At 57.7% G+C, this 24,131-nt stretch carries 30 protein-coding genes; 17 read left to right on the top strand and 13 right to left on the bottom strand.

Going from position 1 to position 24,131, the window contains the following annotated elements; all coding sequences use genetic code 11:
* Window positions 1-3: 3 nt before the first annotated feature.
* The 3 genes from ASD52_RS10705 to ASD52_RS10695 are packed head-to-tail and all read right to left on the bottom strand — an operon-like array spanning window position 4 to window position 1,372.
* A complete protein-coding gene (locus tag ASD52_RS10705; RefSeq protein ID WP_057224327.1) occupies window positions 4-330 on the bottom strand; it encodes a type IV secretion system protein VirB3 in 327 nt (108 codons plus the stop codon).
* A 5-nt stretch (window positions 331-335) separates the two neighbouring features.
* Window positions 336-632 carry a TrbC/VirB2 family protein gene (locus tag ASD52_RS10700; protein WP_057206323.1) on the bottom strand — a complete coding sequence of 99 codons (297 nt, stop codon included), beginning with the start codon at window positions 630-632 and terminating at the stop codon, window positions 336-338.
* Window positions 633-643: 11 nt separating this feature from the next.
* Window positions 644-1,372: a transglycosylase SLT domain-containing protein gene (locus ASD52_RS10695; RefSeq protein ID WP_156612957.1), complete on the bottom strand. Its 729-nt coding sequence runs from the start codon at window positions 1,370-1,372 to the stop codon at window positions 644-646.
* Window positions 1,373-1,945: 573 nt separating this feature from the next.
* Between ASD52_RS10695 and ASD52_RS10690 the strand changes: the two genes are divergently transcribed.
* Window positions 1,946-2,299 (top strand): MarR family transcriptional regulator, encoded by a 354-nt coding sequence (locus ASD52_RS10690; RefSeq protein WP_057206320.1) that lies wholly within the window; start codon window positions 1,946-1,948, stop codon window positions 2,297-2,299.
* Window positions 2,300-2,401: 102 nt separating this feature from the next.
* Here the strand turns inward: ASD52_RS10690 and ASD52_RS38335 are convergent, their stop codons facing one another.
* From ASD52_RS38335 to ASD52_RS10675, 3 genes are all read right to left on the bottom strand, one after another.
* A complete protein-coding gene (locus ASD52_RS38335; RefSeq protein WP_128090506.1) occupies window positions 2,402-2,779 on the bottom strand; it encodes a hypothetical protein in 378 nt (125 codons plus the stop codon).
* Entirely contained in the window at window positions 2,760-4,043 is a 1,284-nt protein-coding gene (locus ASD52_RS10680; RefSeq protein ID WP_057224232.1) for an aminotransferase class I/II-fold pyridoxal phosphate-dependent enzyme, read from the bottom strand. Before ASD52_RS10680 ends, ASD52_RS38335 begins: the two co-directional genes overlap by 20 nt.
* Window positions 4,044-4,220: 177 nt before the next feature.
* Window positions 4,221-4,949 carry a response regulator transcription factor gene (locus ASD52_RS10675; RefSeq protein WP_057224230.1) on the bottom strand — a complete coding sequence of 243 codons (729 nt, stop codon included), beginning with the start codon at window positions 4,947-4,949 and terminating at the stop codon, window positions 4,221-4,223.
* Between the two features lie 149 nt (window positions 4,950-5,098).
* Here ASD52_RS10675 and ASD52_RS38330 point away from each other — a divergent pair, with 149 nt between their 5' ends.
* From ASD52_RS38330 to ASD52_RS10665, 4 genes are all read left to right on the top strand, one after another.
* Complete coding sequence (locus ASD52_RS38330) at window positions 5,099-5,314, top strand: hypothetical protein (RefSeq protein ID WP_128090507.1); 216 nt, start codon at window positions 5,099-5,101, stop codon at window positions 5,312-5,314.
* A 2-nt stretch (window positions 5,315-5,316) separates the two neighbouring features.
* Complete coding sequence (locus tag ASD52_RS10670; protein WP_057206315.1) at window positions 5,317-5,550, top strand: hypothetical protein; 234 nt, start codon at window positions 5,317-5,319, stop codon at window positions 5,548-5,550.
* Window positions 5,551-5,687: 137 nt separating this feature from the next.
* Window positions 5,688-6,086, top strand: coding sequence for a hypothetical protein (locus ASD52_RS37150; protein ID WP_156612956.1), 399 nt, complete (start codon window positions 5,688-5,690; stop codon window positions 6,084-6,086).
* 112 nt (window positions 6,087-6,198) lie between these two features.
* On the top strand, window positions 6,199-6,387 hold the full coding sequence (locus ASD52_RS10665) for a hypothetical protein (RefSeq protein WP_057206313.1): 189 nt from the start codon (window positions 6,199-6,201) through the stop codon (window positions 6,385-6,387).
* A gap of 336 nt (window positions 6,388-6,723) precedes the next feature.
* Here ASD52_RS10665 and ASD52_RS39930 read toward each other — a convergent pair whose 3' ends face one another.
* Entirely contained in the window at window positions 6,724-7,038 is a 315-nt protein-coding gene (locus tag ASD52_RS39930; RefSeq protein ID WP_082571788.1) for a hypothetical protein, read from the bottom strand.
* Window positions 7,039-7,859: 821 nt separating this feature from the next.
* On the opposite strand from ASD52_RS39930, the gene ASD52_RS10660 reads away from it, so the two are divergent.
* Both ASD52_RS10660 and ASD52_RS10655 read left to right on the top strand, forming a co-directional pair.
* Window positions 7,860-8,840 carry a HipA domain-containing protein gene (locus tag ASD52_RS10660; protein ID WP_244497453.1) on the top strand — a complete coding sequence of 327 codons (981 nt, stop codon included), beginning with the start codon at window positions 7,860-7,862 and terminating at the stop codon, window positions 8,838-8,840.
* Window positions 8,841-8,844: 4 nt separating this feature from the next.
* On the top strand, window positions 8,845-9,150 hold the full coding sequence (locus ASD52_RS10655; RefSeq protein WP_025428883.1) for a helix-turn-helix transcriptional regulator: 306 nt from the start codon (window positions 8,845-8,847) through the stop codon (window positions 9,148-9,150).
* 33 nt (window positions 9,151-9,183) lie between these two features.
* Here ASD52_RS10655 and ASD52_RS10650 read toward each other — a convergent pair whose 3' ends face one another.
* From ASD52_RS10650 to ASD52_RS10630, 5 genes are all read right to left on the bottom strand, one after another.
* Complete coding sequence (locus ASD52_RS10650) at window positions 9,184-9,777, bottom strand: response regulator transcription factor (protein WP_244497452.1); 594 nt, start codon at window positions 9,775-9,777, stop codon at window positions 9,184-9,186.
* Between the two features lie 137 nt (window positions 9,778-9,914).
* Window positions 9,915-10,691, bottom strand: coding sequence for a 3-oxoacyl-ACP reductase FabG (fabG, locus tag ASD52_RS10645; RefSeq protein WP_057206305.1), 777 nt, complete (start codon window positions 10,689-10,691; stop codon window positions 9,915-9,917).
* On the bottom strand, window positions 10,688-12,397 hold the full coding sequence (locus ASD52_RS10640) for an acetolactate synthase catalytic subunit (protein WP_057206303.1): 1,710 nt from the start codon (window positions 12,395-12,397) through the stop codon (window positions 10,688-10,690). The genes fabG and ASD52_RS10640 overlap by 4 nt, the downstream gene beginning before the upstream one ends.
* Window positions 12,394-13,752, bottom strand: coding sequence for an aspartate aminotransferase family protein (locus ASD52_RS10635; RefSeq protein WP_057224225.1), 1,359 nt, complete (start codon window positions 13,750-13,752; stop codon window positions 12,394-12,396). The genes ASD52_RS10640 and ASD52_RS10635 overlap by 4 nt, the downstream gene beginning before the upstream one ends.
* Window positions 13,753-13,854: 102 nt before the next feature.
* Window positions 13,855-14,553 carry a GntR family transcriptional regulator gene (locus ASD52_RS10630; protein WP_057206299.1) on the bottom strand — a complete coding sequence of 233 codons (699 nt, stop codon included), beginning with the start codon at window positions 14,551-14,553 and terminating at the stop codon, window positions 13,855-13,857.
* Between the two features lie 283 nt (window positions 14,554-14,836).
* On the opposite strand from ASD52_RS10630, the gene ASD52_RS10625 reads away from it, so the two are divergent.
* From ASD52_RS10625 to ASD52_RS10610, 4 genes are all read left to right on the top strand, one after another.
* Window positions 14,837-15,952: an ABC transporter ATP-binding protein gene (locus ASD52_RS10625; protein ID WP_057206296.1), complete on the top strand. Its 1,116-nt coding sequence runs from the start codon at window positions 14,837-14,839 to the stop codon at window positions 15,950-15,952.
* A 26-nt stretch (window positions 15,953-15,978) separates the two neighbouring features.
* A complete protein-coding gene (locus tag ASD52_RS10620) occupies window positions 15,979-16,848 on the top strand; it encodes an ABC transporter permease (RefSeq protein WP_244497455.1) in 870 nt (289 codons plus the stop codon).
* An 85-nt stretch (window positions 16,849-16,933) separates the two neighbouring features.
* Window positions 16,934-17,701: an ABC transporter permease gene (locus ASD52_RS10615; protein WP_057206433.1), complete on the top strand. Its 768-nt coding sequence runs from the start codon at window positions 16,934-16,936 to the stop codon at window positions 17,699-17,701.
* A gap of 50 nt (window positions 17,702-17,751) precedes the next feature.
* Entirely contained in the window at window positions 17,752-18,816 is a 1,065-nt protein-coding gene (locus ASD52_RS10610) for an ABC transporter substrate-binding protein (RefSeq protein ID WP_057206292.1), read from the top strand.
* Between the two features lie 107 nt (window positions 18,817-18,923).
* On the opposite strand, the gene ASD52_RS10605 is transcribed toward ASD52_RS10610, so the two are convergent.
* On the bottom strand, window positions 18,924-19,250 hold the full coding sequence (locus ASD52_RS10605; protein ID WP_082571787.1) for a hypothetical protein: 327 nt from the start codon (window positions 19,248-19,250) through the stop codon (window positions 18,924-18,926).
* Between the two features lie 144 nt (window positions 19,251-19,394).
* Here ASD52_RS10605 and ASD52_RS39285 point away from each other — a divergent pair, with 144 nt between their 5' ends.
* The 6 genes from ASD52_RS39285 to istB all read left to right on the top strand — a co-directional run bounded on the left by ASD52_RS39285 (window position 19,395) and on the right by istB (window position 23,996).
* The gene (locus ASD52_RS39285) at window positions 19,395-19,547 is read left to right on the top strand and encodes a hypothetical protein (protein ID WP_164474987.1); all 153 of its coding nucleotides are present in this window, start codon (window positions 19,395-19,397) and stop codon (window positions 19,545-19,547) included.
* A 99-nt stretch (window positions 19,548-19,646) separates the two neighbouring features.
* Window positions 19,647-19,895 carry a hypothetical protein gene (locus tag ASD52_RS10600; protein ID WP_057206290.1) on the top strand — a complete coding sequence of 83 codons (249 nt, stop codon included), beginning with the start codon at window positions 19,647-19,649 and terminating at the stop codon, window positions 19,893-19,895.
* A gap of 5 nt (window positions 19,896-19,900) precedes the next feature.
* The gene (locus ASD52_RS10595; RefSeq protein ID WP_063963246.1) at window positions 19,901-20,224 is read left to right on the top strand and encodes a hypothetical protein; all 324 of its coding nucleotides are present in this window, start codon (window positions 19,901-19,903) and stop codon (window positions 20,222-20,224) included.
* 12 nt (window positions 20,225-20,236) lie between these two features.
* Entirely contained in the window at window positions 20,237-20,980 is a 744-nt protein-coding gene (locus tag ASD52_RS10590) for an SOS response-associated peptidase (protein ID WP_057224324.1), read from the top strand.
* Window positions 20,981-21,657: 677 nt separating this feature from the next.
* The gene (istA, locus tag ASD52_RS10585) at window positions 21,658-23,208 is read left to right on the top strand and encodes an IS21 family transposase (protein WP_025428901.1); all 1,551 of its coding nucleotides are present in this window, start codon (window positions 21,658-21,660) and stop codon (window positions 23,206-23,208) included.
* Between the two features lie 11 nt (window positions 23,209-23,219).
* Window positions 23,220-23,996, top strand: coding sequence for an IS21-like element ISRsp2 family helper ATPase IstB (istB, locus tag ASD52_RS10580; RefSeq protein ID WP_025428902.1), 777 nt, complete (start codon window positions 23,220-23,222; stop codon window positions 23,994-23,996).
* The last annotated feature ends 135 nt before the right edge of the window (window positions 23,997-24,131 follow it).

Here is a 24,131-nt window from a genome sequence, read left to right as displayed (position 1 = left end):
GGTCTAGATCCTCCCGGCCAAAACATGATCAAGGCGCAAGGGAGTGACAGTCGAGCCTCCCCACAGAATCGTGTTGCGCGCCCTGCCTCGCGTTTCAATGCAGGCAACGAGGACGCGAAACATATTATGGTCGTGCTTGACGAGTGCTTTGAAAGCGAGATGGAGAACCACGCCAACCAGGGCATAGACAATCGAGCCGGCGACGATGAACAGGATCGTCGTCAGCATCACGTTGATCGCCATCGCCTCCATCGTCACCCCGGCAACCATGATGGGACGCGTGCAAGCAAGTAATAGCGTGTCTTCCTCAACAGCAGCAGCGCGCGACATGAGCATCATCCGACGATCGTGTTGACCAGTTCGGTGGCGCCGAAGATGCCGCCGATACCGATGATCCAAAATCCTGCCTTGCGCAGATCCATGTAACCGAACATCCAGGAGATGCAGATGACTATGATGGCGATGACCGCGAGCAGGCGCGCGATATTGCCGGTCAGCATATCGACGATGTTCTGAAGCACGTTTTCAATGCCAGCGGCCTGGGCGAAGGCTGGTTCCATCATCGCCAAGGTCGTCGCTGCAGTGATCAATATCGACGCAGCAACAGGCTTTAGATGCGATCGTAAGGCCATTCGAAACTCCTTTATTGTTTGGAAAAAACGACAACCGAAGAGCCCGCTCTCGAAGCGAATACATCCCAGTCATCCTGACCGCCGCGGGACAACGGCTGAACCTCTTGTGCCTTTACGGCTCCGCCCGGCGGGACGCCTTCATTCGGCATTGGGTCAATGTCGCCGCCACCCATTGCTCGGTGCGGCGACCGTGCCTGCCGCGTGACATCTTCCAGTTCCAGCTCGGACAGGCGTGGCTTCAACCGCTCCTTTTCTTTTTCGACACGGCGGTCGTATCCGACGATCTCACCGATCTTTGCATCGCCTCGACCGAAGTAGGCGCGCAGCGTGACGGCTTCGAGCTCTGTGCCTTCGAACCCCGCGCGGTCCGCAGCGATCCGGTATTGCGTCAGAAGGTGCGCCGTGGCCTTGAGGTTCTCGCACGGGTCAAAGCCATCGACGATGCTCATTCCCATGCTCGCAAGGTCAGACGGGCTTATGCCCCCGAGCCCGAGATCCACGCTATGGCCCTCGGCAATGAGCCTGGTCGCAATATCGGCGGCTTCGACGATATTGCGCGGCGGAGCGCCGAGCGGATGATCACTGTTGATACGGATCGCCAACGGCGCAATGCCGCTTTCAATGCTGACGACAGCCGCGAGAATCTCGCTTGAGATCGTCGGTGCGCAGGTCTCAGCCAATTCGACGAATAGGACTGGCATCGGATCAAAACCACACACGTTGGGGCGCCACCCCATCAATCGTTAGGTCGACGAAGCGGGGGTGTTGGCGCACATGCGGCGGTTTCAGCCGGTACGCTACGCAGACGCGTCGTCCTTGTGCCCATTCCCATTGACCCGCCTGTCGCCCGTCCAGCCACCGCCTCGTACAACTGTCGTTGCCTGTTGGGACCGGCCGCAACGAAATGCATGTCGCTTCGCGGCCGCGGTCTCCGCTGCGCTGGCTCAGCCGATACCCAGCTTCGCAGTAATAGGGCTCATACCCCGGACGAGACGCTCGAAAACCGATACCGCTACAGACGGGGAAGGACCGCCCCTTCGCCAAATGTTTCCAAAGCTTGTGGATTGACGGCCGGCATTCCGCAAACTCGGTTGGGCCGCCAGGGTTCGACAGGCAAAGAAGGACTTCACATGCCCAATTATCCGCATAGGATTTAGTCTCGTACACGGCATATATTGCAATCGACAAAGAGCCGGATAGGACGATCTTAGAGATGCTGAAAACCATGCGAAAACCTCGCGGAGAAACTAGTGAGACCTTGGGGGAGCGATTTGTCAGATCGCCTGCGTGTCACAAAAATGACAGTTAAATCCATGCCAACGTCATTTGACGCCCGCTGGCAGAGCATTACGTTTTCGTCGCTCGCAATGAGCGAGATCATGGACAATCCGGTAGAGGGAGAGACCCCGCAGGCTCGCCTCAAGCAGCTGGGAATGCTGAGCCTGCTTTATACCTTGCACCTGGCCAACATCCCGCTGACGCTGACAAACATCACGGAAAAGACAGGATTGACGCGGGGCGGAGCGGCAGAACCGATCGACCAGCTGGTTGCCCGCGGCCTTTTGAGGGAAGGCTGGGCGAAGAACGCGCTCGGACGGGGCAAGGCCCGCGAATTCGAGATATCGGATACGCTCTTTGCAAGACTGAAACAGGCCAGCTCGCCCTGAGCGCCAATAGACTTTTAGTGATCATAGCCGGTTCACTCCATTGGGTTGAGGCGGAAGCGGCGGCCTCACTGGCGTGAGAAAGCCCATGTTTCGCGCATGTCGCTACACTGGAATTGAAGGTCGCCCTTGTTCACGATGGTGCGGAAATTGCAGGCGATCGAACTTGGCGGCATGCCACAGCAGCAAGGTCGGAAGCGTCGGGTGGATGGAACTAAGCTCCACGGCCAGAACGTCTTCGATCGCGATACGCGTGAGGAGGTCACTTGCCTCCACAAACAGAAACAATCGTTTGCCGCGCGCCCACATTGTGATCCTCCCACCAGCGACAAATTTAATGAGATCGCCTTCGTCCGTCTGGAGCAGTTGGCCAAGTGCCGGACGTTCTGCCAGGCGTCTGACGACATATGCGGCGCCTGGAACCTCAATGCACAGCTCACTGGCGGTCGTGGGTAAGCCGAATTTAGCGTTGGAAGTCAGCATTTGCTCCCACCCCCGCTTGCTCGAACTCTTCGAGGACGGCAACGATCGCTTCGCCGATTGCCTTGATATCATCCTCGCTGTGTCCCGCTGTCGGACATATGCGCAATCCGGCGCGGCCTTTTTGAACGGTCGGAAAGAAAATTGCCGATGTGTAGAATCCTCTATTCAGCAAAGTTCTCGCCGCCGCGATTGCTCTTAATTCGTCACCGATCTCGACTGTTCGTATCGGCAGAGAGGAGCCGCGCTGCTGGGTTGGAACGAGGCAGTCAAAAAGAGCAATGCGTGACTGAAGCTCAAGCTGGAGATTTTGGAGTTCCGGCGTGCGATGCAAGGCTTGGGATGCGAGTGCGGCGCCGATCGCCGCTACATTCAAAGACGCAGAAAATGCATGAGCAACCCCGAACCTTCGAAAAAGCTGCTCCTGATGGTCGTTGCCGAGCATCACCAACCCGCCTGAGGCGCCAAAACCCTTGCCCAGAGATGCTGCAATAATCGTGCGGTCACCGAGCGAACCGTCAATCTGCGACCGGGCATAGCCTTCGCCATTACCTCCGAAGATGGAGATGCCGTGGGCGTCATCGACATAGAGGAACAAGCCGTAACGGTCTTGCAACTGGCGCAGTTGTTCGAGCTTGACACAACCTCCCATGGAATAGACGCCGTCGCAAATGTAGGCAACTGCAGGATATTTTTTACAAAGTGCCTCGAGCGCCTCGATGTCATTGTGCTCAATCGTTTCGACCTTGGTTTCACCAGCGAGCGTTCCCTTGTGATAGGCAAGCGTCGCATGGGCGAGGCGGTCAAAAACCATTACGGGCTTGGCGCCACCTGTCAGGTGACCGGAAGCGATCAACGGAAGTGCACTCATGTTTGCGGCCAGCACAGTGCTGAACGCAATCACGTGCGCATTGAACAACTCTGACAGGGCCATCTCGAGTTCGCCGATGATCGCGAAATTGAGGCGGGTTCGCGCGCAAGACCAATGCAAGGCGCCGTAATTGATCAGGGCTTCGATTGCGCCATCGATAATCTTCGGATGATTATCGAGCCCCAGATAGGAGCAGCGCACGAAATCAACGACACGGCGCTCGCCTTCATGCGGTAGAACGACAGCCCGACCGACTGAAGGGCGCGCATAGAGCGCCATGAGTCCATGGAAATGCGCAGCATCGAAGTGGCTTCGCGAATGGCGGATGAGACTATCGGTATTCCGGCGAAGGCTCCTACTTGCGCCGTTCGGACCGGTTTTGGTGTTTATCGACATTTCGTGCCTCCAGAACATGAATTGAGTGGAGACTGGCTGTTGTAACGATCCTATTCAACGAAGCATTGTGCAAATATTTTTGAATCTTCTGCAAAATACAAAAAGAGTAGATTAAATAATAACTAACATTTCACTGAATTATAAGATACTAAATTCAAGACAGGCAGTATTACTAAATCAACCTTCGCCCATAGACGGCTTGAGTTCCACGACGTAGCCTGACGCCCTGACTGTGCGGATGAGATTGCCGCCGGTCAGGCGTCGCAGCGAACGACGCAGGTGGCCGATGTGCACATCGACGGTGCGCGACTGAACATAGAGGTTTGGCGGCCAGGCGACCTCGATCAATTGTTGGCGGGAGAAGACGTTGCCGGGAGCCTCGAGAAGCCGGCTCAACAACTTGAACTCGATTGGTCCGAGTTGCAGCTCGCGCCCTTCATATATCACCAGCCGCCGCCCCACCCGAACTTTCAATCCTCCAAATGCCAATGTATCCGCCAGCGTGTTCGTCAACGGCGGTTCTGTTGCCGCCGGCCGTGCAGCGAGTTTTGAAAGAGAATGAAGATAATTCAATAGCCTAATGGGCAACACGGGCCGAACGAAGTTTTCATCTACGCCGGCCTTCAAGAGATCCAGATAATGCCGCTCCTCGCCGGCTGCAACGAGGGCTATTGTTGGGATTGCGGCAGTGATCTCGTTGGATCTGATCGCCGCGGCTGTCCTTAAAGTCGATGCCGCGTCTGTGCCTGTATCCAGGATAATCACCTCCGGCTTCATCGCCGCTGCTTTCTCGACGACCTCTTCTTCACTGGCCAGCACGGTTCGGAAGCCATCGACGTTCAGGATGTGCGTGAGCAGGAGGTAGATGTCCACGTTGCGCGGGCAAATAAGGATCAGAGGTTTCATTGCGCAGCCTCCGCGGCTGTTCTTCGCTGGCGTTTCATCGTTGCCTCATGCTTTTGATGTCACAAACTAACTTACTATCAGAATCCACCAACTCGCTGCACCCCTCAAATTGTACTGTGTATTTCGCTATATGTTTGGATTTTGCAATAATGTTCGCAATCATTGATGCAACAAAAGATTGCCAAAGCCCGAGCTTTGCCGCTATCTTAGGGCTATCGATAGCCGACGAGGACAAGCGTTCGTTGTCGAATAATGTTGCCAGGGACGACACGATAAGAACCGCCAAGCGGCTTCTGTGGCTCACGGATACGGAGTTCCAACGTCCGGCAACATCAACATCACCTGCCGGACAGCAGGGAGATTGAGCTTGTCCAAAATTCTCGTTAAATCGTCCGGCATCAGCGATACGGCCGGTAAGGACGGCATCTGGAAAAATTTCAGAGCCGAGGAGGCGGTCACCGCCGCAATCGATCTTTATGGGCCGCAGGCCGCGACAGCCGCCGCTTATTGCGCTCTGGACGCCTGGACTGAGGCGCGTAGTGATGACTACAAATTCTGGTTTGGAGTATTTTCAACGCTGAAAGATCGCAAGACGACTTAGTGTGAGTGGAGAGTGTTTGCTGGAAGGTGAAGGGAGGCACAGCCTTTGCCTTCACCGCTATTAGACCAATGCCGCCCAAGCTTGTCGTGCATTGGCTTCCCACATTGAAAACCCCAAGCTGCGCTCCATGTTCCTAAGTGAAAGCCACACTTAGGAGGGGTCTGCATGAACCGGAATACCGTAATTGGCCTAGTCGTCGCTGTTGTGATCATCATCTTGGCGGTGATGTTCCTAATGCCAGGGACGAACGACACCGCGACAGAAACGGCAACTCCGCCGGCAACCACTACGGAACCGTCAACAGCGCCGTCTACAACTACTCCGTCCACCACGACTCCATCCACTACGGAGCCGACTACGACCGCACCATCAACAACTCCGTCCACTACCGAGCCATCGACAACGACGCCGTCGACGGAGCCATCGACTACCCAACCGTCAACCACCCAACCGTCGACGACAACACCGGCGCAATAACAAAGGCGGCCGCTCGATCCTGTAAACAGAAGAGCGGCCGCTCAATCACCGTTTTGTGAGAGGAGGCGCGCCGCGACAACTGGGATAGCCCAAAGTGGCTATGTCTTAGTTTATTTCCCGCTACATTAGACTTTAGTAGGATGGCCGAAGGCAAATCGCCGGGAGGTCGACATGGAGCGTATAGAAACCGAGAAACTTGCTGCTGAGGCAGCAACGAAAGTCTGGTCAGTGACCGATTTCTGCAAAAAACACCGCCTCTGCTACGAGGAGGAGAAGAGGCTTAGGTACTTATTCGGTCACTTTGCTACTGCCCGCGAGTTGCTACACAACGCAAAGCGCACGCCGAAATGGCGGACCTGAGCAGATGTCGAAGCAGGAAGCAGTATTTATCGAGGTTTAGTCTGCCCTGATGAACAGAGCTCCTACGAGGCCGATCACAACAACGCACTGCAAAACATACATCGGCCATTCTTCTGACATCGCGCATCCTCCTGCAAGGAGGATCTATGCCGATTGCAACAGACTTAAAGGGTTGGTTCGACGGTGACGATGAGAAGAGGATCGGGCGTCTGTCGACCGGTTCTAGGATTCTCACTTCGTCGGCTTTTTTCTCGAGCAAGGCGAGCGATATGTGTGCCGCACAACGAGCGCGGGGTCGGTGCATTGACGTGCCGCAGTACTGTGCGCGCTAGCCCGCTAGAAATTAAAGTAGATTGTGACGCCCGATCGACGCTGGTAGCGATAATGGTCGCGGTAGCCGTCGTAGTACCCGTAATGGCGCGGGTAGCACCTGCCGTAGTAACCGCAGGAACGCCAAGCGTGCCGTCTATCCCAGCGGCGATCCCACCGACGATCCGCGCGCCATTGACGATGACGCCACTGGCTGACCTGTTCGACAGTGCTGGTCTGTACTTGTTCGGGTTTTGGCACGAAAATCGGAGCGGCGCTTAGCGGTAAGGCGAAAGACGCAGCTAAGCCAATCGCTGCGAGGGCGGATAAGAGCTTTTTCATCGCAAACTCCTCCTAACTGGCTATCACACTGAACTAGTTGGCCTGAACCGCGATGAACGGCTGCGCGTGCTACGATCAATGGGGAGAAGCTGCATAATTGTGGCGTCAAAATCGCCCTGTGCCCGCAAGGAGCGAGGGACTTGGCGCCAGAGGAGGATGTCGCCGCCGCAGTTGTTCTCTATGGCCGCAGACCGCGACAACCGCCGCTCATTGCGCCCTGGATGCCTGAACTGAGGTGCGTGGCGATAACTCCAAATTCTGGTTTGGCGTATTCTCAACGCTGAGACATCTCAAGGTGTGCACTGGGACGCCACGCAAGGTGCGCATCGTGGACGCTCGACGGAGTCGAATTCTGTGTTCAGTCCTTCTCCGCAGTAAAATCTCGACCAAAACAACAGACCCATTTGATGGGTTGGAAAAAGCCGAAAGCTCTATTAATATATCCCTTAAAGGGGATTATTAAATGCGTTTGACTGTCGAAGCATTCTGGAGAATGCGACTGGCGCGAATGCGGCACAATTGAGATCCTCGACGCCCAGCTTGGTTATCGGGGGCCGTCGATCGTTGAGTATGACATCGACTATTTCGCCAATTTCGCCGCCGCAGATTATAGTGCCAACGGTGAGGTAGGCGACGCCAGAGCCATGTCTGTCAGGTTCCCTGTAGACCTTGAGAGTCGATATCTGGCGACTTGGCCTCCTTTCCTACTAGACCTCATGCCACAGGGGCACGCGCGACGTAAGCTCGCGGAGCACCTTGGGCTGCGTGTGGATGACCGTGAATCCGACCTCCCACTCCTTCTGAGAGCAGCGGGCAGCCCGGTGGGCAACGTCCGCATCAAGCAGGCAGCGGAGGCTGAACGGGAACGACTTAAGAACGTGACGCGCACTGGGGTCACTGAAGACGACATCTTCAATCGCAGCGAAAAATTCATCGAAGTCGTCGACCGGTTCGGCATGATCGCCTCAGGATCGAGCGGCCTGCAAGGCGAATGGCCGAAGGTCGCTCTAACACAAGCGGTCGATGGTCTCTATTATCCAGACGCGTTTGTGAAGGACGACGAAGCCATCCGACACGTAATCGTAAAACTACTCAGGAGCAGCAACGAACGCGATCGGCTGATCCTGGAGGCGGAATCCGGCTATTCGCGCGTTGCCAAAGAGCTCGGCCTGCGGGTTCATGAAGTCTCGGCCTATGAGCAAGGGGTGTTGATGATCCCGCGCTTTGATCGGGAGATCCAAGGAGGGCTGCTATGCCGCTTCGGCCGGGAAAGCATGGTTTCTAGCATTGGCGTCGCGCAGTTCGGACACAACGCCGACCACGAAGACTATGTGAATGTCTTGAAGCGCCATTCGGACCAACCATTTATCGATATCGTGGAATACGCGAAACGCGATCTCACCAATAGAGCGATGGGCAATCCTGACAACCATGGACGGAACACCGCTCTGCGCAAGACCCCTGGTGGAGGCATCACTCTTGCGCCGCTGTTCGATTTCGCGCCGATGCGTCTTGCGATCGAAGGCATCGCCAGATCGACGAGATGGGGAGTGATGCGCGACACACACCGCGACAGCGATCCTGATTGGTGGCAGGTCTGCCGTGCAGTTTTCATGGAGGACGAGAGAGCAGCGGCCGCGCTTCTTGAGGAGATGGCGACGTTTGCAGAGCGACTTGCCAACGCACCGAAAATATCGCTGGCAATGGGAGTGCCCGCGGAAGTCGTGGATTTCGCAATGTCAGGGTGCGCCGAGCTTGTTGGAAAGGTGCTGGACGCAGCCGCTTCAGCGCCGGGGGTGTGAGAATATGCCTCGATGGAAGAAACCCACCAAGGAAGAAACGAGGGAATTGAGACGGCGCCTGGCTGAAAGAGCGGCGGCTGGGGATCTGCGACTTCCCCAGGCTGTTTCTGAGATCCGAAGGGCACTTGGTTTGAACCAAAAACAATTTTCGGAACTGACTGGCATCACGCGCAGACAAGTCGCTGAGATTGAAACCGGGAAAGCAAATCCGACTGTCGACACGGTTGCCAAGATCGGGCGGCTCTTTGGATTCACGTTGGGGTTCGTCCCGAAATCACGCCTGGATTCGCCGGCCGAAGATCACAAATAGGAAGAGTTCTGCAAAGCCATTAAATCCGCTCAGTCAATGCGATGGCAGGTAAAGCGCGTACCCGACAGAGCGAACGGTTCGAATGACATCAGCCCCCGCCCGCTTCATTGCTCGTCTTATATGTCCAATGTGAATATCAACGGTTCGCGGTTCGACCTCTGCATCGGGTGGCCAAGCAGCGGCAATTAGGTCATCGCGGGTATGGACAACGTCGGGAGCCCGCATCAGGCACAGCAACAGACGAAACTGGAGTGCCGACAGAAGGACCGGGTGGCCGTCTCGCTCGACGCGAAGCCGACCGAGGTTCATTTCGATGTCGGCGTAACGCAATATCGTTGGTGTTTGCGTGCTGGATTGCGCCGCCACATCGGCGCGCAAACCGCGCAGAAATGCAAGCAACCGCTCCGGATTGAACGGACGGTGTATGATGCAGTCCACGGTTGACGCGGCCAGGCGATGACCGTCGCCGCCGTTCGCCGTATTCACGAGAGACACAACCATTGCCTCAGGCTTTGTGTTGGCCCTGATGCGGGCGCAGACGGCAGATGCATTCATGTCGGGATCAGAGCAGTCGACAATGACCGCTAGCGGTGGGGCAAGATGAACACGGCTCAGCAGCTCGGTCAAACGGTTGGTGTTTTCGGCCGAGAAACCTTCAAGCGTGAGGATGTGTTTAAGAAGCAGGTAAAGCTCCGCGTCTTCGGTATGGATAACTATTCGCCCGTTCATCTATCCTCCTTTGCGGAAAACGCTCAACTTCAGCCTCACGCTGGCGCGTACTCGCCGCCATTGACATCCAAGATTGCCCCGTTGACGAAGGCGGCTTCATCGCCGGCGAGAAAGCCTATGGCAGCAGCAACTTCGTTCGGGACGCCCATTCGGCCAGCGGGAATGCGCGCAATAGCCGCCTGATTGGTTGGCGCGCTGATAGCACCGGCCATGGCGGTCGCAATTCTGCCCGGAGCAACGACGTTGGCTGTGACGCCGTGGGCGCCATAAGGCCAGACAAGCGAACGCGCGAGACCAGCCATTGCTGCCTTAGAGGTTACGTAAGCGCTACCGGCGATGCGGGGAAGCGTTCGCCCGGCGATCGAACCAACGAACACGATGCGTCCGAATCCATGCCGGACCATGCCTGGCAACACCGCCTGGCAGCACAACATTGCACCGGTTAGATTGACCGAAAGAACTGAGTTCCACTCTTTAAGGTCGACCTCATCGAAGGGGGACGGACCGTCGACACCCTTCGGCGAGACCCCGGCATTGCAAACGAGAACACCAGCACTTCCCCAGCTTTGCTCGAGCTCACGAAAGAATGCGGTGATCTGAGGTGGTTGCACGAGATCAACGGTGCGCGCGAACAGGCGCTCAGCACCAAATTCACGGGTAAGATCGTCCTTGGCGTTTCGCACATGCCCTTCGTTTTGACCGAAGATCGCAACCCGGTGGCCGCGTGCGAGAAGGTATTGGGCTGTTGCCAGCCCAATACCTGTCGTGCCGCCGGTCACCACGGCGATCCTTTCCGTTTGGCGATTTGTCATGCTGCCGCATCCATATTGGCAAAGAGAGAAAGAGGAGGATGTGCTTCCGGGTCTGTCATGACCTCAATCAACATTGGTCCCTCAGCATTGATGCTGCTTTTGAGCAGATCGGCCAGATCACAAGGATCTTCAACGCGGACCGCGGGGCAGCCGCAAGCCTTGGCGATCTGCACATGGTCGACGTCGGCGAAATGGCATGCCGTCGTGTATCTGCCGAATTTCACGGTCTCCGCATCCCTTTGGAAACCAAGGATGCCGTTGTTCAAAACGATGATGAGAACGGGAAGTTGCATGCGCACCATGGTTTCGAGCTCCGCCCAACTATGGGCGAAGCCGCCATCGCCAACGAGAGCAACGACAGGGCTTTGTGGACGGGCAGCCTTAGCCCCGATCGCGAGCGGCACACCCCAACCAAGTCCTGCGAGACCGCGAGGCGTGATAAACCGCATGACGCCTGGTGCACGCAACTGCCCGACAACCCACATCGAGGAATAGGAGGCATCGGCGACGACCATCATGTCAGCGGTCAGTAGGGACTGAAGCTCGGCCATCACTCTTTCCGGACGGATGGGCCCGGAAGTCGCGGTTGCAACGTCTAAACGATCACTTTCGAACGCGGTCCAGAAGCCTTTGATGCGCTCCTCCAATCGCGCACGATCATTATTGCGACGCGTAAGGTCGACGCGACCAAGTGCTTCCCGAAGGGCCGAAAGTGTTTCCGCGGCGTCGCCAACGAGGCGGATTGCCTCATAATTCCGTCCGATCTCTGCCGGATCGACATCGATATGTACGATTGTCGCAGAGGTTGGAATTTGGCGCCAGTTGTCCGTTCCATTTTGATTGGTTCGCGTACCGACCAGAAGGACAAGATCAGCTTCTTCAATCAAAGGCAGCGAGTGACGTCCGAGCGAGCGTGGGCCGGTCAATGATCCAAGGACACCGGCAGACAATGGATGAAACTCATCGACCACCCCCTTGCCCATATTGGTGGTTATCACCGGCAGGCTTGCTTCATGCTGCAAAGCTGTCAGCTCTTCTGCGGCGCCTGAGCCATGCACGCCGCCACCTGCAACGATGATAGGCGCCTTCGCCGATGCAATTCGCCGTGCCACCTCATCGAGGGCTTCTTCAGAGGGACGCGTGCGATCAAGTGGCCATCGGCCGAGGCATTTTGATCTCGGAAGGGTGGCCGGCTGAGCCGGCGCGCGCAACAGATCGGCAGGTAGGAGCAAGACTGCTGGCCCCGGGCGGCCGGATGCAGCTGCGGTAAAGGCGGCGTCGATATAGTCGTCAATCCGGTCTGGGACTTGAACGCGCCGGACCCATTTGGCGCAGGATTGAAAGAGCGCGATCTGGTCGAAATCCTGGAATGCGTTTCTGTCTGTTTGGTCGCGTTCGACATCCTGAACGAGCGCAACGATCGGAACACTCGCCTTTAAGGCTTCCGCAAGAGGCGGGACAAGAAGTGTCGCGGCAGGACCGTTCTGGGCGGCAACCACAGCGACTTTGCCTGATATGCGGGCATATCCGTCGGCCATCGCCCCGCCCATGTTTTCTTGCCTATAGGCGATCTGTTTGATGCCAGCCGCCTCCGCTGCGAGAATAACTGCCGAGGGAAGGCTCTGGGCGAAGATGACTTCCACCTGGTGGCGGCAAAGGATGTGGGCAATGCGCTCGGCGACAGTTTCAGTTGCGGCATTGGTCATGATTGCGCCCTCTCGTTGGCGGCGTGAACACTCAGGAAATCATCGAAGGCAGCGAGGATGAGGTCGATGTCGCTGTTGGTCATTGGTGTCGAAAGGCTGGCTGCGGCGCCATGGGGAAGGAGGATGCCGCGTTGAAGGAAATGCCGTGCAAGTCCCCTCATCACGAGGCCTTCCGCATCGCTCAGCAAAGCTTCTCGAAACTCGGTTGGTGCATTGGTTTTGGGGTGTATTCGAAACAGCGAAGCTGCGCCGGTGACAGAGAATGGCGCGTCAACGCGGCTGATGCTGCTTCGAAGGCCGTCACGCAGCCGTTCTCCAAGCGCCTCCAGGTGATTGAAGCTATCATGTGTCATTGCTTCCATGGCGACGCGACCGGCGACCATGGAGACGGGATTGGCGGAAAATGTGCCGCCCTGCAGCAGCAGAGGCTTGTTCACCTGTGTACCGAAAACCCGCATGATCTCTTCACGTCCACCGATCGCGCCGATCGGGAACCCACCACCGATGATTTTGCCGGCCGTGACGAGATCGGGGGTGAGCCCGTAGCGCGGCGAGGCTCCTGCGTAGCCCTGCCTGAGATTGAGAACCTCATCGGCGATGATGAGAATGCCATGCTTGCGTGCAGCCGAACTCAGTGCCTCGATGAAGGTGGCATTGGGATGAAGAAGACCGGCGCGGCTGGGCATCGGATCGATCAACAGGCAGGCGACACGGTCACGCAAGGCGTGTAGGCGTTGCTCAAGTCCGTCCACGTCGTTGAAGCGAATGAGATGGACGTCATCGGCGACACTTGCAGGAGTGCCATGGTAGGCAGGTATTGCCCGTGAGATTGCTGCCCGATCGTCTGGGTTTGAGGCCACCGCCTGCCCGGCCTCGGCCCAATCATAAGCGCCGTGATAGGCACCTTCGACCCTGACAATTCCAGGTCGGCCCGTGAATGCGCGGGCGGCTTTGATTGCGAACATCACCGCTTCGGTGCCGCTGTTGACGAAGCGCACTTGTTCGATGGCCGGGATACGATCAACAAGCAACTCGGCAAGCCCGATCTCGTGTTGCGTCGGGTTGGCAAAGCACGTTCCCGTCCGCATAAGATCGCTTGCAGCCTGACGGACCGGCTCGAAGCCGTGTCCATGAATAAGGGTCGTAAAGTTATTGTTGAGGTCGAGGAGACGATTGCCATCGACGTCAACCAGATAGGCGCCCTCCCCGTACGCGACGTAAAACGGGATAGGATCTTTCTCCACCGTGGCGCGGGTCACACCACCGGGGAAAACCGGCACTGCGCGACGGAATAGACGTGTCGATTTAGTCCGTGCAGGCGAGGCCTGCGCGGCATGAATTCCTTGAACTGACATGGCTTGGGCTTTCTGAGCAACAAATTCGGCTCGTCGTTTGTACGAGCTTTACACTTTTGTTGCAACAAAAAACCCAACAGTCAAGTCCATGCAACAAATTCTCTATTGCGCGGAGCCAATCGCCCTTTCGCGACAGGCTCGCCTCAGACGCCGATAGCCGTCGCGAATATCATTCTCCATTGCAGCCCGGACGGCTGCACCATCGCGCTCCTCGAGCGCCTCCATCGCAACCTCATGGTTGTGAACACCAAACCGCTCCTTTGCAAATTCCGGGTAGAGATCGTGCAGGGAGGGGCCGATCCGTAACCAAAGGGTTTCGATCATCGAAACAAGGTGCGGCAATTTTGCCAGCCGGAAGATCGCGAAATGGAACTCCTTGTTGTGCCACAGGGCATCTGCGTACCGCTCAGCGTCAAGTGCTGAATTAATTTGTTTTTGCAGAGACCTAAGGGCCTGCACGTCCTGCGGGACAACATGTTCGGCGGCCTGCTGCGCAGCCAACCCCTCGAGCGCCAACCGAATAAGCGTGATCTCCTGCAGGGCTTTTGCATCAAGGACAGGCACGACGACCGTCTTTGGGCCGGCATAGACGAGCGCCGCTTCGCTTGCGAGCCGATTGATGGCGTCACGCGCAGGAGTAGTACTGACATCCAAGTCCTGGGCAACCGCCCTCACCGTCAACTTATGCCCCGGACGGTAGACGCCACGGATAATCCGCTCCTTCATCTGGCGATACGCCGCATCGCCAAGGTTCTCCGCCGCACGATCAATATTGGCCAACTCGCTCACAGGGACCGCCATTCAAACCTCTCACTCAGTTGACAATGCAAATTTTTGATGCAACAAAAATGAAATATGAAAGTTCTGCAAAGCTTTTGTCGCATCAACGAGTCCTAGCAGCTTTCTTGATTATCGTCACGGGTGCCGCCTGCCAGGTTGGCGCGGATTTTTACATCGCCGTTGATTTGCCCTGGCTGCGCCTGCGGGTCGCCCGATGGGATTGTTGGTACGGGGCCGTCAAACGGGCCCTTGAGAGGTTAGACGCCACAGAGCGTCACCGGAACAGTTGAAAGGAAAGTCAGAATTGATTGGTCAATATTTATCGCTTGTTGGGCTCGAAAAGCATTTTGGCAGTGTTAGGGCCGTCACGAGCCTGTCGCTTGAAATCAGTGCCGGTGAGTTTGTTTCGCTTGTCGGTCCTTCCGGTTCCGGCAAGACAACCGCGCTGAACATGATCGCGGGATTTGAGGGACCGAGCGCCGGCAAGATCGTCATTGGAGGACGAGATGTAACGCATGTTGCTCCCAACCGGCGTGGCATCGGCATGGTGTTTCAAAAGTACGCTCTTTTTCCGCATCTGACGGTGCATCAAAACATCGCATTTCCGTTGCGGATGCGGGGCCGATCGAACAAGACGCGGATTGCCACACGGGTCGAGGAGATGCTCGAACTCGTGCAGCTCTCAAGTTATGGGGAGCGCTACCCCCAACAATTGTCCGGCGGCCAACAGCAGCGCGTTGCATTAGCCCGAGCGCTGGCATTCGAGCCGCCTGTTCTGTTGATGGATGAACCATTGGGTGCGCTGGACAAGAAGCTGCGAGAGGCGATGCAGTTCGAAATCAAGCGCCTGCAAGAGCGGCTGGGCGCTACGGTTGTCTATGTGACGCATGATCAGGACGAGGCCCTGACCATGTCAGACCGCGTTGCGGTTATGGCCGGCGGCGAGTTGATGCAATTCGGTCCTCCCACAGAACTCTATCGGCATCCGAATTCCGCATTTGTTGCCGATTTTATCGGTCGCATGAACTTCATCGAAGGCAGTTGCCTCGAGAACGCAGGTGGCACGGCCGTGGTGCGTCTTTCCGACGACACTGTTCTTTCCATTCGTTCACAAGGTCCGCGAAATGTCGGCCCATCGGCCGGGCAAACAGTAAAGCTTGCGATACGCCCGGAGCGGGTTCGGGTTGCCAGGTGTGGTGAAGGTGGTGCGGGCTGCCTTGCGGCTGTCGTGGAGACCTGTGTCTTTGTGGGCTCTGTCCATATTGTCATGGTACGGCTGGAAAGCCGCCCGGACGTTGTGTTGCAGATACAGCTGCCGGCCGATGGAGGATTGCCATTTCACGAGCGAGATCAGGTTGACCTTCTGCTCGATGATGGAGCCATTCACTTGTTTCCAGAAACGGAAAGGCATGCGGCATGAGCGGCCTTTCCGAAGTTTCGCAGGCCATGGCCGCACGCCAGCCACGATCGACTGAGGCATCCGCACGGTTTTATTCGCGTAGCGTTTCGGTCTGCTTGGTGACGCCACTTGTCGCCGCACTGGTCCTCGGGTTCGTCTATCCCGTCACCCGGCTGGTTGCGCTGAGTTTTGAGGGCGGAAGCCTTGATCACTATCGGCGGCTTGCTGCCGAGCCGCTCTATCTCGGCGTGTTGGCGAGCACGGTGAAGGTTGCATTCGTTGTGACGATTGCAAGCCTGCTTCTCGGCTTTCCCGTCGCCTATCTGATGGCGCGGTTGCGACATGGCGTTGCCATGGTGGTTGCGGCCTGCGTCTTCATACCCCTGTGGACATCGGTTCTGGTCAGGTCCTACGCGTGGGTGGTTCTTCTCCAGCGCAATGGCATCGTGAATACACTTTTGGCGGATGTCGGTATCACCGACGGACCGCTGAAGCTGATCTACACGCAGGGCGCGGTCATTGTGGCAATGACGCATGTGTTGATGCCGTTCATGATCCTGCCAATCTATTCGACATTGCGGACCTTGCCGCCCGACTATGTCAGGGCAGCGCGCAATCTTGGTGCTGGAGCGTTTCGCGCATTCATCAGTGTCACCTTGCCGCTTAGCCTGCCGGGTGTCTTTGCGGGCAGCGTCCTGTGCTTTGTCCTTGCCCTGGGCTTTTACATCACGCCGGCGTTGGTCGGCGGCCCGGGATCTATGCTGATGGCAACGTTGATCGGACAGCAGACGACTGTTCTGCTCGACTGGCCGTTCGCCGCAGCGCTTTCGTCGGTGCTTTTAACCGTGACGCTCATCTTCGTCTTCCTGTTTCGAAAGACGCTCTCGCTCAGCAAGGGATTGCACAGTGTCCATTGATCTCGCACGTTCGCCAAATCGTCTGTCCCTGGTTCGCGACCATTACGCCGCGTCAGCCTTCCACGTCTTTGCCAAGACCGTCGGCATGATCACTCTGGCTGTCGTGATCGGTTGCGTCCTTTTCTTCTTGCTGCTGCCAACGCTCATCGTCATCCCCATGTCACTCAGCGAAAAGGACTATATTGAGTTTCCTCCGAGCGGGTTGAGCCTCAAATGGTACCGTGCCTATTTCAGTGACCCGGACTGGATGGCGGCAACCTGGTTCAGCCTCAAGATCGCGCTTGCTACGACTGCGACGGCCACGATTACTGGCACGATGGCCGCGCTGGCGATCGTGAGAGGGCGCCTCCCCTTCAGATCGGCGCTTCAGGCTCTTGCGCTTGGGCCGATGATCGTGCCGCACATTGTCCTTGGGGTCGCACTATATCTGGTGTTCTCGCCGCTGCAGCTTACGGGCAACTTCTTCGGCTTTCTCATCGCCCATACCGTGCTTGCCACACCTTACGTGATGATCACGGTGACGGCGGCGCTGCAACGTTTCGACCCCGCGCTGGAACTGGCAGCATTGAACTGCGGGGCCAACAGGCTTCAGGCCTTCGTCCTTGTGGTCTTGCCCAATATTGCACCGGGTGTGGCGGCAGGGGCTGTGTTCGCTTTTCTGGCTTCGTTCGATGAAGCGACGGTCGCGTTCTTCATCTCGGATATTGGCGGCAAGTCGATCGGACGAAAGATGTTCGAAGATATCGACTTCAACCTCACGCCGGTCATCGCCGCGGTCTCGACAGTGCTGGTGGCCATTTCCCTCATGTTGATGGGCGCCATTCATTTGGCCAATGCCCAAAAGCGAAACTGATCACAGCGACGCTTTCCATTTCCCTGCTAATCCTACAAAGGAAAACAGCCATGATTTCGATTCCGCTGCGTTGGACTAGAATACACCGGATTGCCTGCGTCTTGCCTCTGCTAACCTGGTCCTCCGTATCGCTTGCAGCAGAGCAGGTGGTCATCGCTTCGACGGGCGGTGCCTACGACCGCGCGCTGAAGGAGGCCTGGTTCGATCCCTTCACGAAGTCGACCGGGATAAGGGTCGTAACTGTCGTTGCGACAAACGCGGAAATGCGCGCCAAGGTCGCGGCAATGGTGAAAACTGGAAATGTCACCTGGGATCTCTATCTCGATGGTGAAATCCAGGCGGCATCCAAGGCACACAAGGCGGTCACCGAAGACCTGACGGATTTCTGCAAACAGTTCGCCGGACGGAGGGATCTCGGTGCCAACGCCTGTGCAGCCGGCGGTGCGCTTTTGCAATCGACAGCCACATTGCTCGCCTATCGAACTGGCGAAGGAAATCCGACGCCGCAGACCTGGGCCGATATGTGGGACAGCAAGACGTTTCCGGGTGAGCGTGCTTTTCCGAACTTCGATGATCCATGGCGTGTGATGGCAGCGGCATTGCTTGCCGATGGTGTCAGCCGTGAGGAGCTGTTTCCGCTTGACGTCGAGCGCGCGTTAAGAAAACTCGACGAGATCCGGCCCGCAGTTTCGGTGTGGTGGAAGACCGGCGACCAGAGTGTGCAAGGGTTTCGCAATGGCGACTATTCAGTTGGACAGATATGGCTGACGCGCGCAAAGGCGATGCAGAACGAAGGGTTGCCGATCGCCTGGTCCTACAAGGCATCGTTTTTGGTTGGAGACCGAATTGCGCTTGTCAGGGGTGCTGGCAACCGTGAGAACGCGCTGAAGCTGATGGCTTTTTGGCTGAATTCGCCGGAGGCGCAGGCAAAGGCGTGCCAATTGCTGTCGTGTACGCCGCCAAGCACCGAGGCGATCGCCTTGATGTCGGAAGACGTGCGCAAGACGATGCCGCATGCAGACGAGGTCCGGGATTATATGGTTGTCCCCGATTCAGAGTGGATCAACGCCAATGCGGCGCAACTGCTGCAACGCTGGAACGAGTGGCTTCGCTAGCAGCGCAAAGCCGCAGACATGAAACAGACAGCTCGGGTCTCTCAAGCAGATCTGAGCCGTCCGTTCGGCGTGTCGTTGATCTCTCAACGCTTGGTGACACCTCAGGGCTAAGGCCGTGCTTTTCGCCATCCAGCGGCCCGCGCTTCGGCCTCACTGCAGAACCACCGTTCTCCGTAATGCGAATTGATCACGGTCTCTGAATAAAGCGCCTGACCTGGCACGTGGTAGATCCGCTCGCCGGTATTGATGCTGACATTGCCTTTGATAGTGCAACCGGGATCGACCATCGAAAGCAGCTTCGAGGGGTCTGAAATCCACTCCTCGATCGACGTCACGCCTGCGATGCCTGCGGCGCCTACAAGGACAAGCAGGGCCGGCGCATCTCGTAGCAGTGATCTCCGTCGCTGTGGAACTCTGCCATGCTGATGGCGCATGTCTCCCCCGTGCCATCAAATTCCTAAAGTTAGAGTTGTACAATATATTAGCGATCGATCAAAAAGCAACCGCCCCAAGTAGGGACATTGACTCTTGCGATCGCGAGAACATATTAGGAACATCACAGCGGGAAAGCAGGCAGCATGAGTGACGAAATCGGCGCCACAAAGAGAGTAGAAAGCGGCCTGGTCGAGCACCTTTGCGAGCATTCCGGCTGCACGAAGTGGCGCGCATTCGGCTATGTCCACGGCAGTGTAGCGCCCAATCGGTATTACTTCGAACACCGGATTGAATAGCCACCGGCCAAGAAGTTCTAATTTCACCGGCGATGCGGCCGCCAACCTAAAACCTACAAGACGAACGCTCCGGGAAGGCCCCCCGGACAAGGAGAAACCATGTCCGCCGCTCAGCAAACCACCCAGACCGACGATGTCGATCAGACGCCTGACGAACTCGCCGCGGCCCTCGCATGGCACAATGGCGATGCCGAGGCCACCATCCGGACCCTATTGGCCGACTGCAGGCATTTGCGCGAACAGCTCGCACTGGCCGAAATTTCGATGAGCTTGGGCTTTACGCGCGGGTGGCGCCCGAGCCGCGATCCGGCCGCCGCAGTTATAGAAAGCGCAAGCGCTTCAGGCTGACGACCATGCCGGAACAGAATGGCTTAACCCGTCGGCAGCGCATGCATACCCTGACAAAGGCCGAGGAGACCGGCCAGATCGTCAGGATCGACTGCATGTATTGCCGCATCACGCATCGCTACCGCTGTCGCGATCTCCTGCAGCTTTGCGGTGATGTGCCGATTGACGAGATCGCTCCGCACTTTCGCTGCGAGAAATGCAATCACAAGGATTATTTACGGGCAGTTTTCGAGTTGCCACGGGGAGCCGACACTGGGAAGCTCCGCATCCGGAAGCTGGTCAGGATCAAGACGGTTCGCAAGCCAGTATGGAAAGACGACTTTTTCTGAGGGGCAATGACGATGTGCAATCTCTACAATTTGACCACGAACCAGCAGGCGATCCGCGATTTCGTATCGGTCACGCATGACCTGGTCGGCAACCTCGAGCCGTCCGTTGACATCTACCCCGATCGCTTCGCGCCGATCATTCGCAACAACCAGGATCGCCGCGAACTGGCGATGGTGCGCTGGGGTATGCCGTCCTCAAGCCAGGCGCTTTTCGAGGGCGCGAAGAAGCGCGCCGACAAGCTCCGCGCTAAAGGGAAAGAGGTCGACTTCGAGGAACTGGTGAAGATGGAGCCCGATGGCGGGACCACCAATGTTCGCAACACATCCAGTAAACACTGGAAGCGTTGGCTGGGAGTAGAAAACCGCTGCGTCGTCCCCGTAACCCGCTTTGCCGAACCGGATCCAGCAAGCAAGGTCGAGGGCGGCCGCATACCAAACGCGTGGTTCGCAAGCACTGCGGACGACCCATTGATGTTCTTCGCCGGCATTTGGGTGAAGGATTGGACCAGCGTTCGCAAGATCAAGGAAGGGCTCGTCACGCTGGACCTGTACGCATTCCTGACGACGGAACCGAATGGTGTCGTTGCGCCAATCCATCAAAAGGCGATGCCGGTGCTTCTGACGACGAAGAACGAGGTCGCGACATGGCTTGCGGCTCCGTGGGAAGAAGCGCGCGCACTGCAGCGCGCCCTACCCGACGACAAGCTGAAGATCGTACAGGTGGCAGACATGCAAGCGCTTGCCAATGCAGGTTGACACCTTTCCTTGTCCACTATGAAGGTCCGGAAACCATAAACCCACCGCAGCCGACAGGAGGGACGGAGGTCAACAAGGAGCTGCCCCGACCAGCCAACTCGCATCGGGCGATGTAGGATCCTGCATGCAGCGGCGGACAGCACAACCTAGGACTTAAGTCTGATCCATCCGGACAAAGGTCCTAGTTGCATTGCCGAATCTAAATGGTCCTGCCATTGCTGGTTGAGCGCCAACCGCACCATTGGCGCTAATGATCCCAGAGCGACGCCCCAGCCCCAAGCAACGCAGCGCTCTGGGATCACCTCGCCCGGGGCACCCTACCCCGAAATCTCGCAGAAGATCCGCCGTGAGACCGTGATCGCCCTCCGCAAGTGCATTTCGCGCTCGATGAATGCCAACTGCGGGTTTCGGCAAAGTCCGGACAGGGTTTCCGGTAATCTCCGGACACCGTTTTCAGTAATTCCCGGACAGTGATTCCGCTAAATCCCGGACAGTTTTATGCGGGTTTCGGCAAAGTCCGGACAGGGTTTCCGGTAATCTCCGGACACCGTTTTCAGTAATTCCCGGACAGTGATTCCGCTAAATCCCGGACAGTTTTCCGGCGGCGGTTTGGCGGTTGGTTCGCGGCTGCGCCGTCTTGTTGGTTAAGCCTCTCACGACAACGTTGAGAGGGGCCGATGGCGAGACGGAAGCAAGCAAGACGAACGACAGTGAGGGATATCCGGACGATTCTGCGCCTGACCCACGAAGAGGGTCTTTCGGTGCGCGAGATTGCCGAGCGGCTGAAGATCGGCAAGAGCTCGGTATCGACCTATTTGCTTCGAGCTCGGGAGGCCGGGCTTTCGTGGCCGTTGCCAGTCGGCGCGGACGAGGATGCAAAGCTGGAGCGGCGGCTGTTCGGCCGAGCCGGTCGACCGCCGCGCGATCTCAGCGAGCCGGACTGGGCGGTGGTGGTTCGGGAGCTGAAGCGCAAAGGGGTGACGCTGACGCTTCTATGGCAGGAATACCGTGCCAACCATCCCGATGGTTACGGCTTCACGTGGTTCTGCGAGCAGGTTGCCGCCTTTAGGCAGCGCACGAGTGTAGCGTTCCGCAATCGGCACGCGGCGGGCGCCGTGATGCAGACGGACTATGCCGGGCCGACGATGCCGGTGATCGATCCGGCGACCGGTGTCATCCATCCGGCCCAAATCTTTGTCGCGGTGCTGGGCGCCTCCAACCTGACCTTCGCCCATGCCAGCTTTAGCCAGCAGTTGCCGGATTGGATCGACGGCCAGGTGCGTGCTCTGACCTTCTATGGTGGGGTCACCAAGGCAATCGTGTGCGACAACCTCAAATCGGGGGTGGCCAAGGCCCTTTGGTTCGAGCCGACGTTGACTGCGACGTTCGCCGCCATGGCGGAGCATTACGACACCACGATCCTGCCGACACGCAGCAGGAAACCGCGCGACAAAGGCCGGGTCGAAGGCGCGGTGCTGATCGTGGAACGCTGGATTCTGGCCCGGCTCAGGAACCGCACCTTCTTCTCGCTTGCCGCCCTCAACACGGCGATTGCCGAATTGCTCGAGGAGCTGAACAACCGGACGATGCGCCACGTCGGCAAAAGTCGCCGCGAACTGTTCGAGGAGATCGAGCGGGCAGCATTGAAGCCTTTGCCGGTGATGCCGTTCGAATATGCGGAATGGAAGTCGGCGAAGGTTCACCCGGACTATCATGTCGAGGTCGACAAGACCTTCTACTCTGTGCCGCATCGACTGATCGGATGCACCCTGCAGGTGCGGCTCACCCACCGGGTAGTCGAGATCTTCCACGATCACCAGCGTGTCGCCAGCCATGTCCGCCGCTCCCAGCGTTCCGGCCACGTTACCATCAACGACCATATGCCCAAGGCACATCAGCGCTATGCCAACACCACGCCGGCCAATCTGATCGGCCGTGCGACCCAGATCGGCCCCAATGCCGCCATCCTGGTCGAACGCATGATGCGCGACAGGCCGCATCCGGAACAGGGATACCGCTCGGCCATGGGCATTCTGTCGCTGGCCCCGCGCTATGGATCGCAGCGCCTCGATGCGGCCTGTGAGCGGGCGCTCACCATCAATGCCGTCACCTATTCCTCCGTCGCCTCCATCCTCAAATCCGGCCTCGACCGGGAAAGACCGCAGGCTGAACATGCGGCCCCCACGCCTGCGCATACCAATATCCGTGGCCGATCCTACTATCAGTGAAGGAAGCAAGAATGCTGACAAACCCCACCCTCGACCAGATGCAGGCCCTCGGGCTGACGGGCATGGCCGCCGCCTGGCGCGAATTGACCGAGCAGTCCGGCACCAATGAGCTCAGCCGCGATGAGTGGCTCGGCCTGATGCTCGACCGCGAAGTCGCCCTGCGCGCCGACAAGCGCATCCGTAACCGGCTCGCCTCCGCCAAGCTACGCTTTGCCCAGGCCTGTATCGAAGATATCGACTTCGCCGCTGCCCGCGGTCTCGACCGGCGCAACACCATGGCGCTGGCCCAGGGGCAATGGCTCACCGCCCATGAGGGCCTGATCATCACCGGCCACACCGGCACCGGCAAGTCATGGTTGGCCTGCGCCTTCGGCAGGCAAGCGGCAAGGCTCGGTCACTCCGTCCTCTATGTGCGCGTGCCGCGCATGTTCGAGGATCTCGCGCTTGCCCGCCTCGATGGCTCTTTCCCTCGCCTCATCGACAAGCTCACCCGCGTCCAGCTCCTCATCCTCGATGACTTTGGAACACATGCGCTCTCCGATCAGCAGCGCTTCCACCTCTTCGAAATCGTCGAGGAGCGCTATCAGAGAAAATCCACCCTGATCACAGCCCAAGTCCCCGTGGCAAGCTGGCACGACCTTATTGCCGACAGCACCGTCGCCGACGCCATACTCGACCGCATCGTACACAATGCTCACCGCATCACCCTCCGGGGCGAGAGCATGCGAAAGCAAAAAAGCGCTCCCCTCTTGACGGCTGTGGAAAACGGCGAAATCAATCAACCCTGATGGTAACCAGGCTGCCGAGGACCAACCTCGTCAAACTGTCCGGACTTTAGTGAAAGCGCTGTCCGGGATTTAGCGGAATCAATGTCCAGCTTTTGCGAAGCGCGCAATCAATGTCCAGCTTTTGCGAAGCGCGCA

Origin of the sequence: Ensifer sp. Root142 (assembly GCF_001426785.1) — a bacterium.
Taxonomy (GTDB): Bacteria; Pseudomonadota; Alphaproteobacteria; order Rhizobiales; family Rhizobiaceae; genus Ensifer; species Ensifer canadensis.
The sequence above is the reverse complement of the archived record's forward strand: the minus strand, read 5'-3'. Positions and strand labels throughout refer to the sequence as shown.

Excerpts from the sequence above, each read along its gene's own strand:
- ASD52_RS10705 (WP_057224327.1), bottom strand. The coding sequence starts at position 330 with ATGTCGCGCGCTGCTGCTGTTGAGGAAGACACGCTATTACTTGCTTGC.
- ASD52_RS10700 (WP_057206323.1), bottom strand. The coding sequence starts at position 632 with ATGGCCTTACGATCGCATCTAAAGCCTGTTGCTGCGTCGATATTGATC.
- ASD52_RS10690 (WP_057206320.1), top strand. The coding sequence starts at position 1,946 with ATGCCAACGTCATTTGACGCCCGCTGGCAGAGCATTACGTTTTCGTCG.
- ASD52_RS38335 (WP_128090506.1), bottom strand. The coding sequence starts at position 2,779 with ATGCTGACTTCCAACGCTAAATTCGGCTTACCCACGACCGCCAGTGAG.
- ASD52_RS10680 (WP_057224232.1), bottom strand. The coding sequence starts at position 4,043 with ATGTCGATAAACACCAAAACCGGTCCGAACGGCGCAAGTAGGAGCCTT.
- ASD52_RS10675 (WP_057224230.1), bottom strand. The coding sequence starts at position 4,949 with ATGAAACCTCTGATCCTTATTTGCCCGCGCAACGTGGACATCTACCTC.
- ASD52_RS38330 (WP_128090507.1), top strand. The coding sequence starts at position 5,099 with ATGTTCGCAATCATTGATGCAACAAAAGATTGCCAAAGCCCGAGCTTT.
- ASD52_RS10665 (WP_057206313.1), top strand. The coding sequence starts at position 6,199 with ATGGAGCGTATAGAAACCGAGAAACTTGCTGCTGAGGCAGCAACGAAA.
- ASD52_RS39930 (WP_082571788.1), bottom strand. The coding sequence starts at position 7,038 with ATGAAAAAGCTCTTATCCGCCCTCGCAGCGATTGGCTTAGCTGCGTCT.
- ASD52_RS10655 (WP_025428883.1), top strand. The coding sequence starts at position 8,845 with ATGCCTCGATGGAAGAAACCCACCAAGGAAGAAACGAGGGAATTGAGA.
- fabG (WP_057206305.1), bottom strand. The coding sequence starts at position 10,691 with ATGACAAATCGCCAAACGGAAAGGATCGCCGTGGTGACCGGCGGCACG.
- ASD52_RS10640 (WP_057206303.1), bottom strand. The coding sequence starts at position 12,397 with ATGACCAATGCCGCAACTGAAACTGTCGCCGAGCGCATTGCCCACATC.
- ASD52_RS10635 (WP_057224225.1), bottom strand. The coding sequence starts at position 13,752 with ATGTCAGTTCAAGGAATTCATGCCGCGCAGGCCTCGCCTGCACGGACT.
- ASD52_RS10630 (WP_057206299.1), bottom strand. The coding sequence starts at position 14,553 with ATGGCGGTCCCTGTGAGCGAGTTGGCCAATATTGATCGTGCGGCGGAG.
- ASD52_RS10620 (WP_244497455.1), top strand. The coding sequence starts at position 15,979 with ATGGCCGCACGCCAGCCACGATCGACTGAGGCATCCGCACGGTTTTAT.
- ASD52_RS10615 (WP_057206433.1), top strand. The coding sequence starts at position 16,934 with ATGATCACTCTGGCTGTCGTGATCGGTTGCGTCCTTTTCTTCTTGCTG.
- ASD52_RS10610 (WP_057206292.1), top strand. The coding sequence starts at position 17,752 with ATGATTTCGATTCCGCTGCGTTGGACTAGAATACACCGGATTGCCTGC.
- ASD52_RS10605 (WP_082571787.1), bottom strand. The coding sequence starts at position 19,250 with ATGCGCCATCAGCATGGCAGAGTTCCACAGCGACGGAGATCACTGCTA.
- ASD52_RS39285 (WP_164474987.1), top strand. The coding sequence starts at position 19,395 with ATGAGTGACGAAATCGGCGCCACAAAGAGAGTAGAAAGCGGCCTGGTC.
- ASD52_RS10600 (WP_057206290.1), top strand. The coding sequence starts at position 19,647 with ATGTCCGCCGCTCAGCAAACCACCCAGACCGACGATGTCGATCAGACG.
- ASD52_RS10595 (WP_063963246.1), top strand. The coding sequence starts at position 19,901 with ATGCCGGAACAGAATGGCTTAACCCGTCGGCAGCGCATGCATACCCTG.
- ASD52_RS10590 (WP_057224324.1), top strand. The coding sequence starts at position 20,237 with ATGTGCAATCTCTACAATTTGACCACGAACCAGCAGGCGATCCGCGAT.
- istA (WP_025428901.1), top strand. The coding sequence starts at position 21,658 with ATGGCGAGACGGAAGCAAGCAAGACGAACGACAGTGAGGGATATCCGG.
- istB (WP_025428902.1), top strand. The coding sequence starts at position 23,220 with ATGCTGACAAACCCCACCCTCGACCAGATGCAGGCCCTCGGGCTGACG.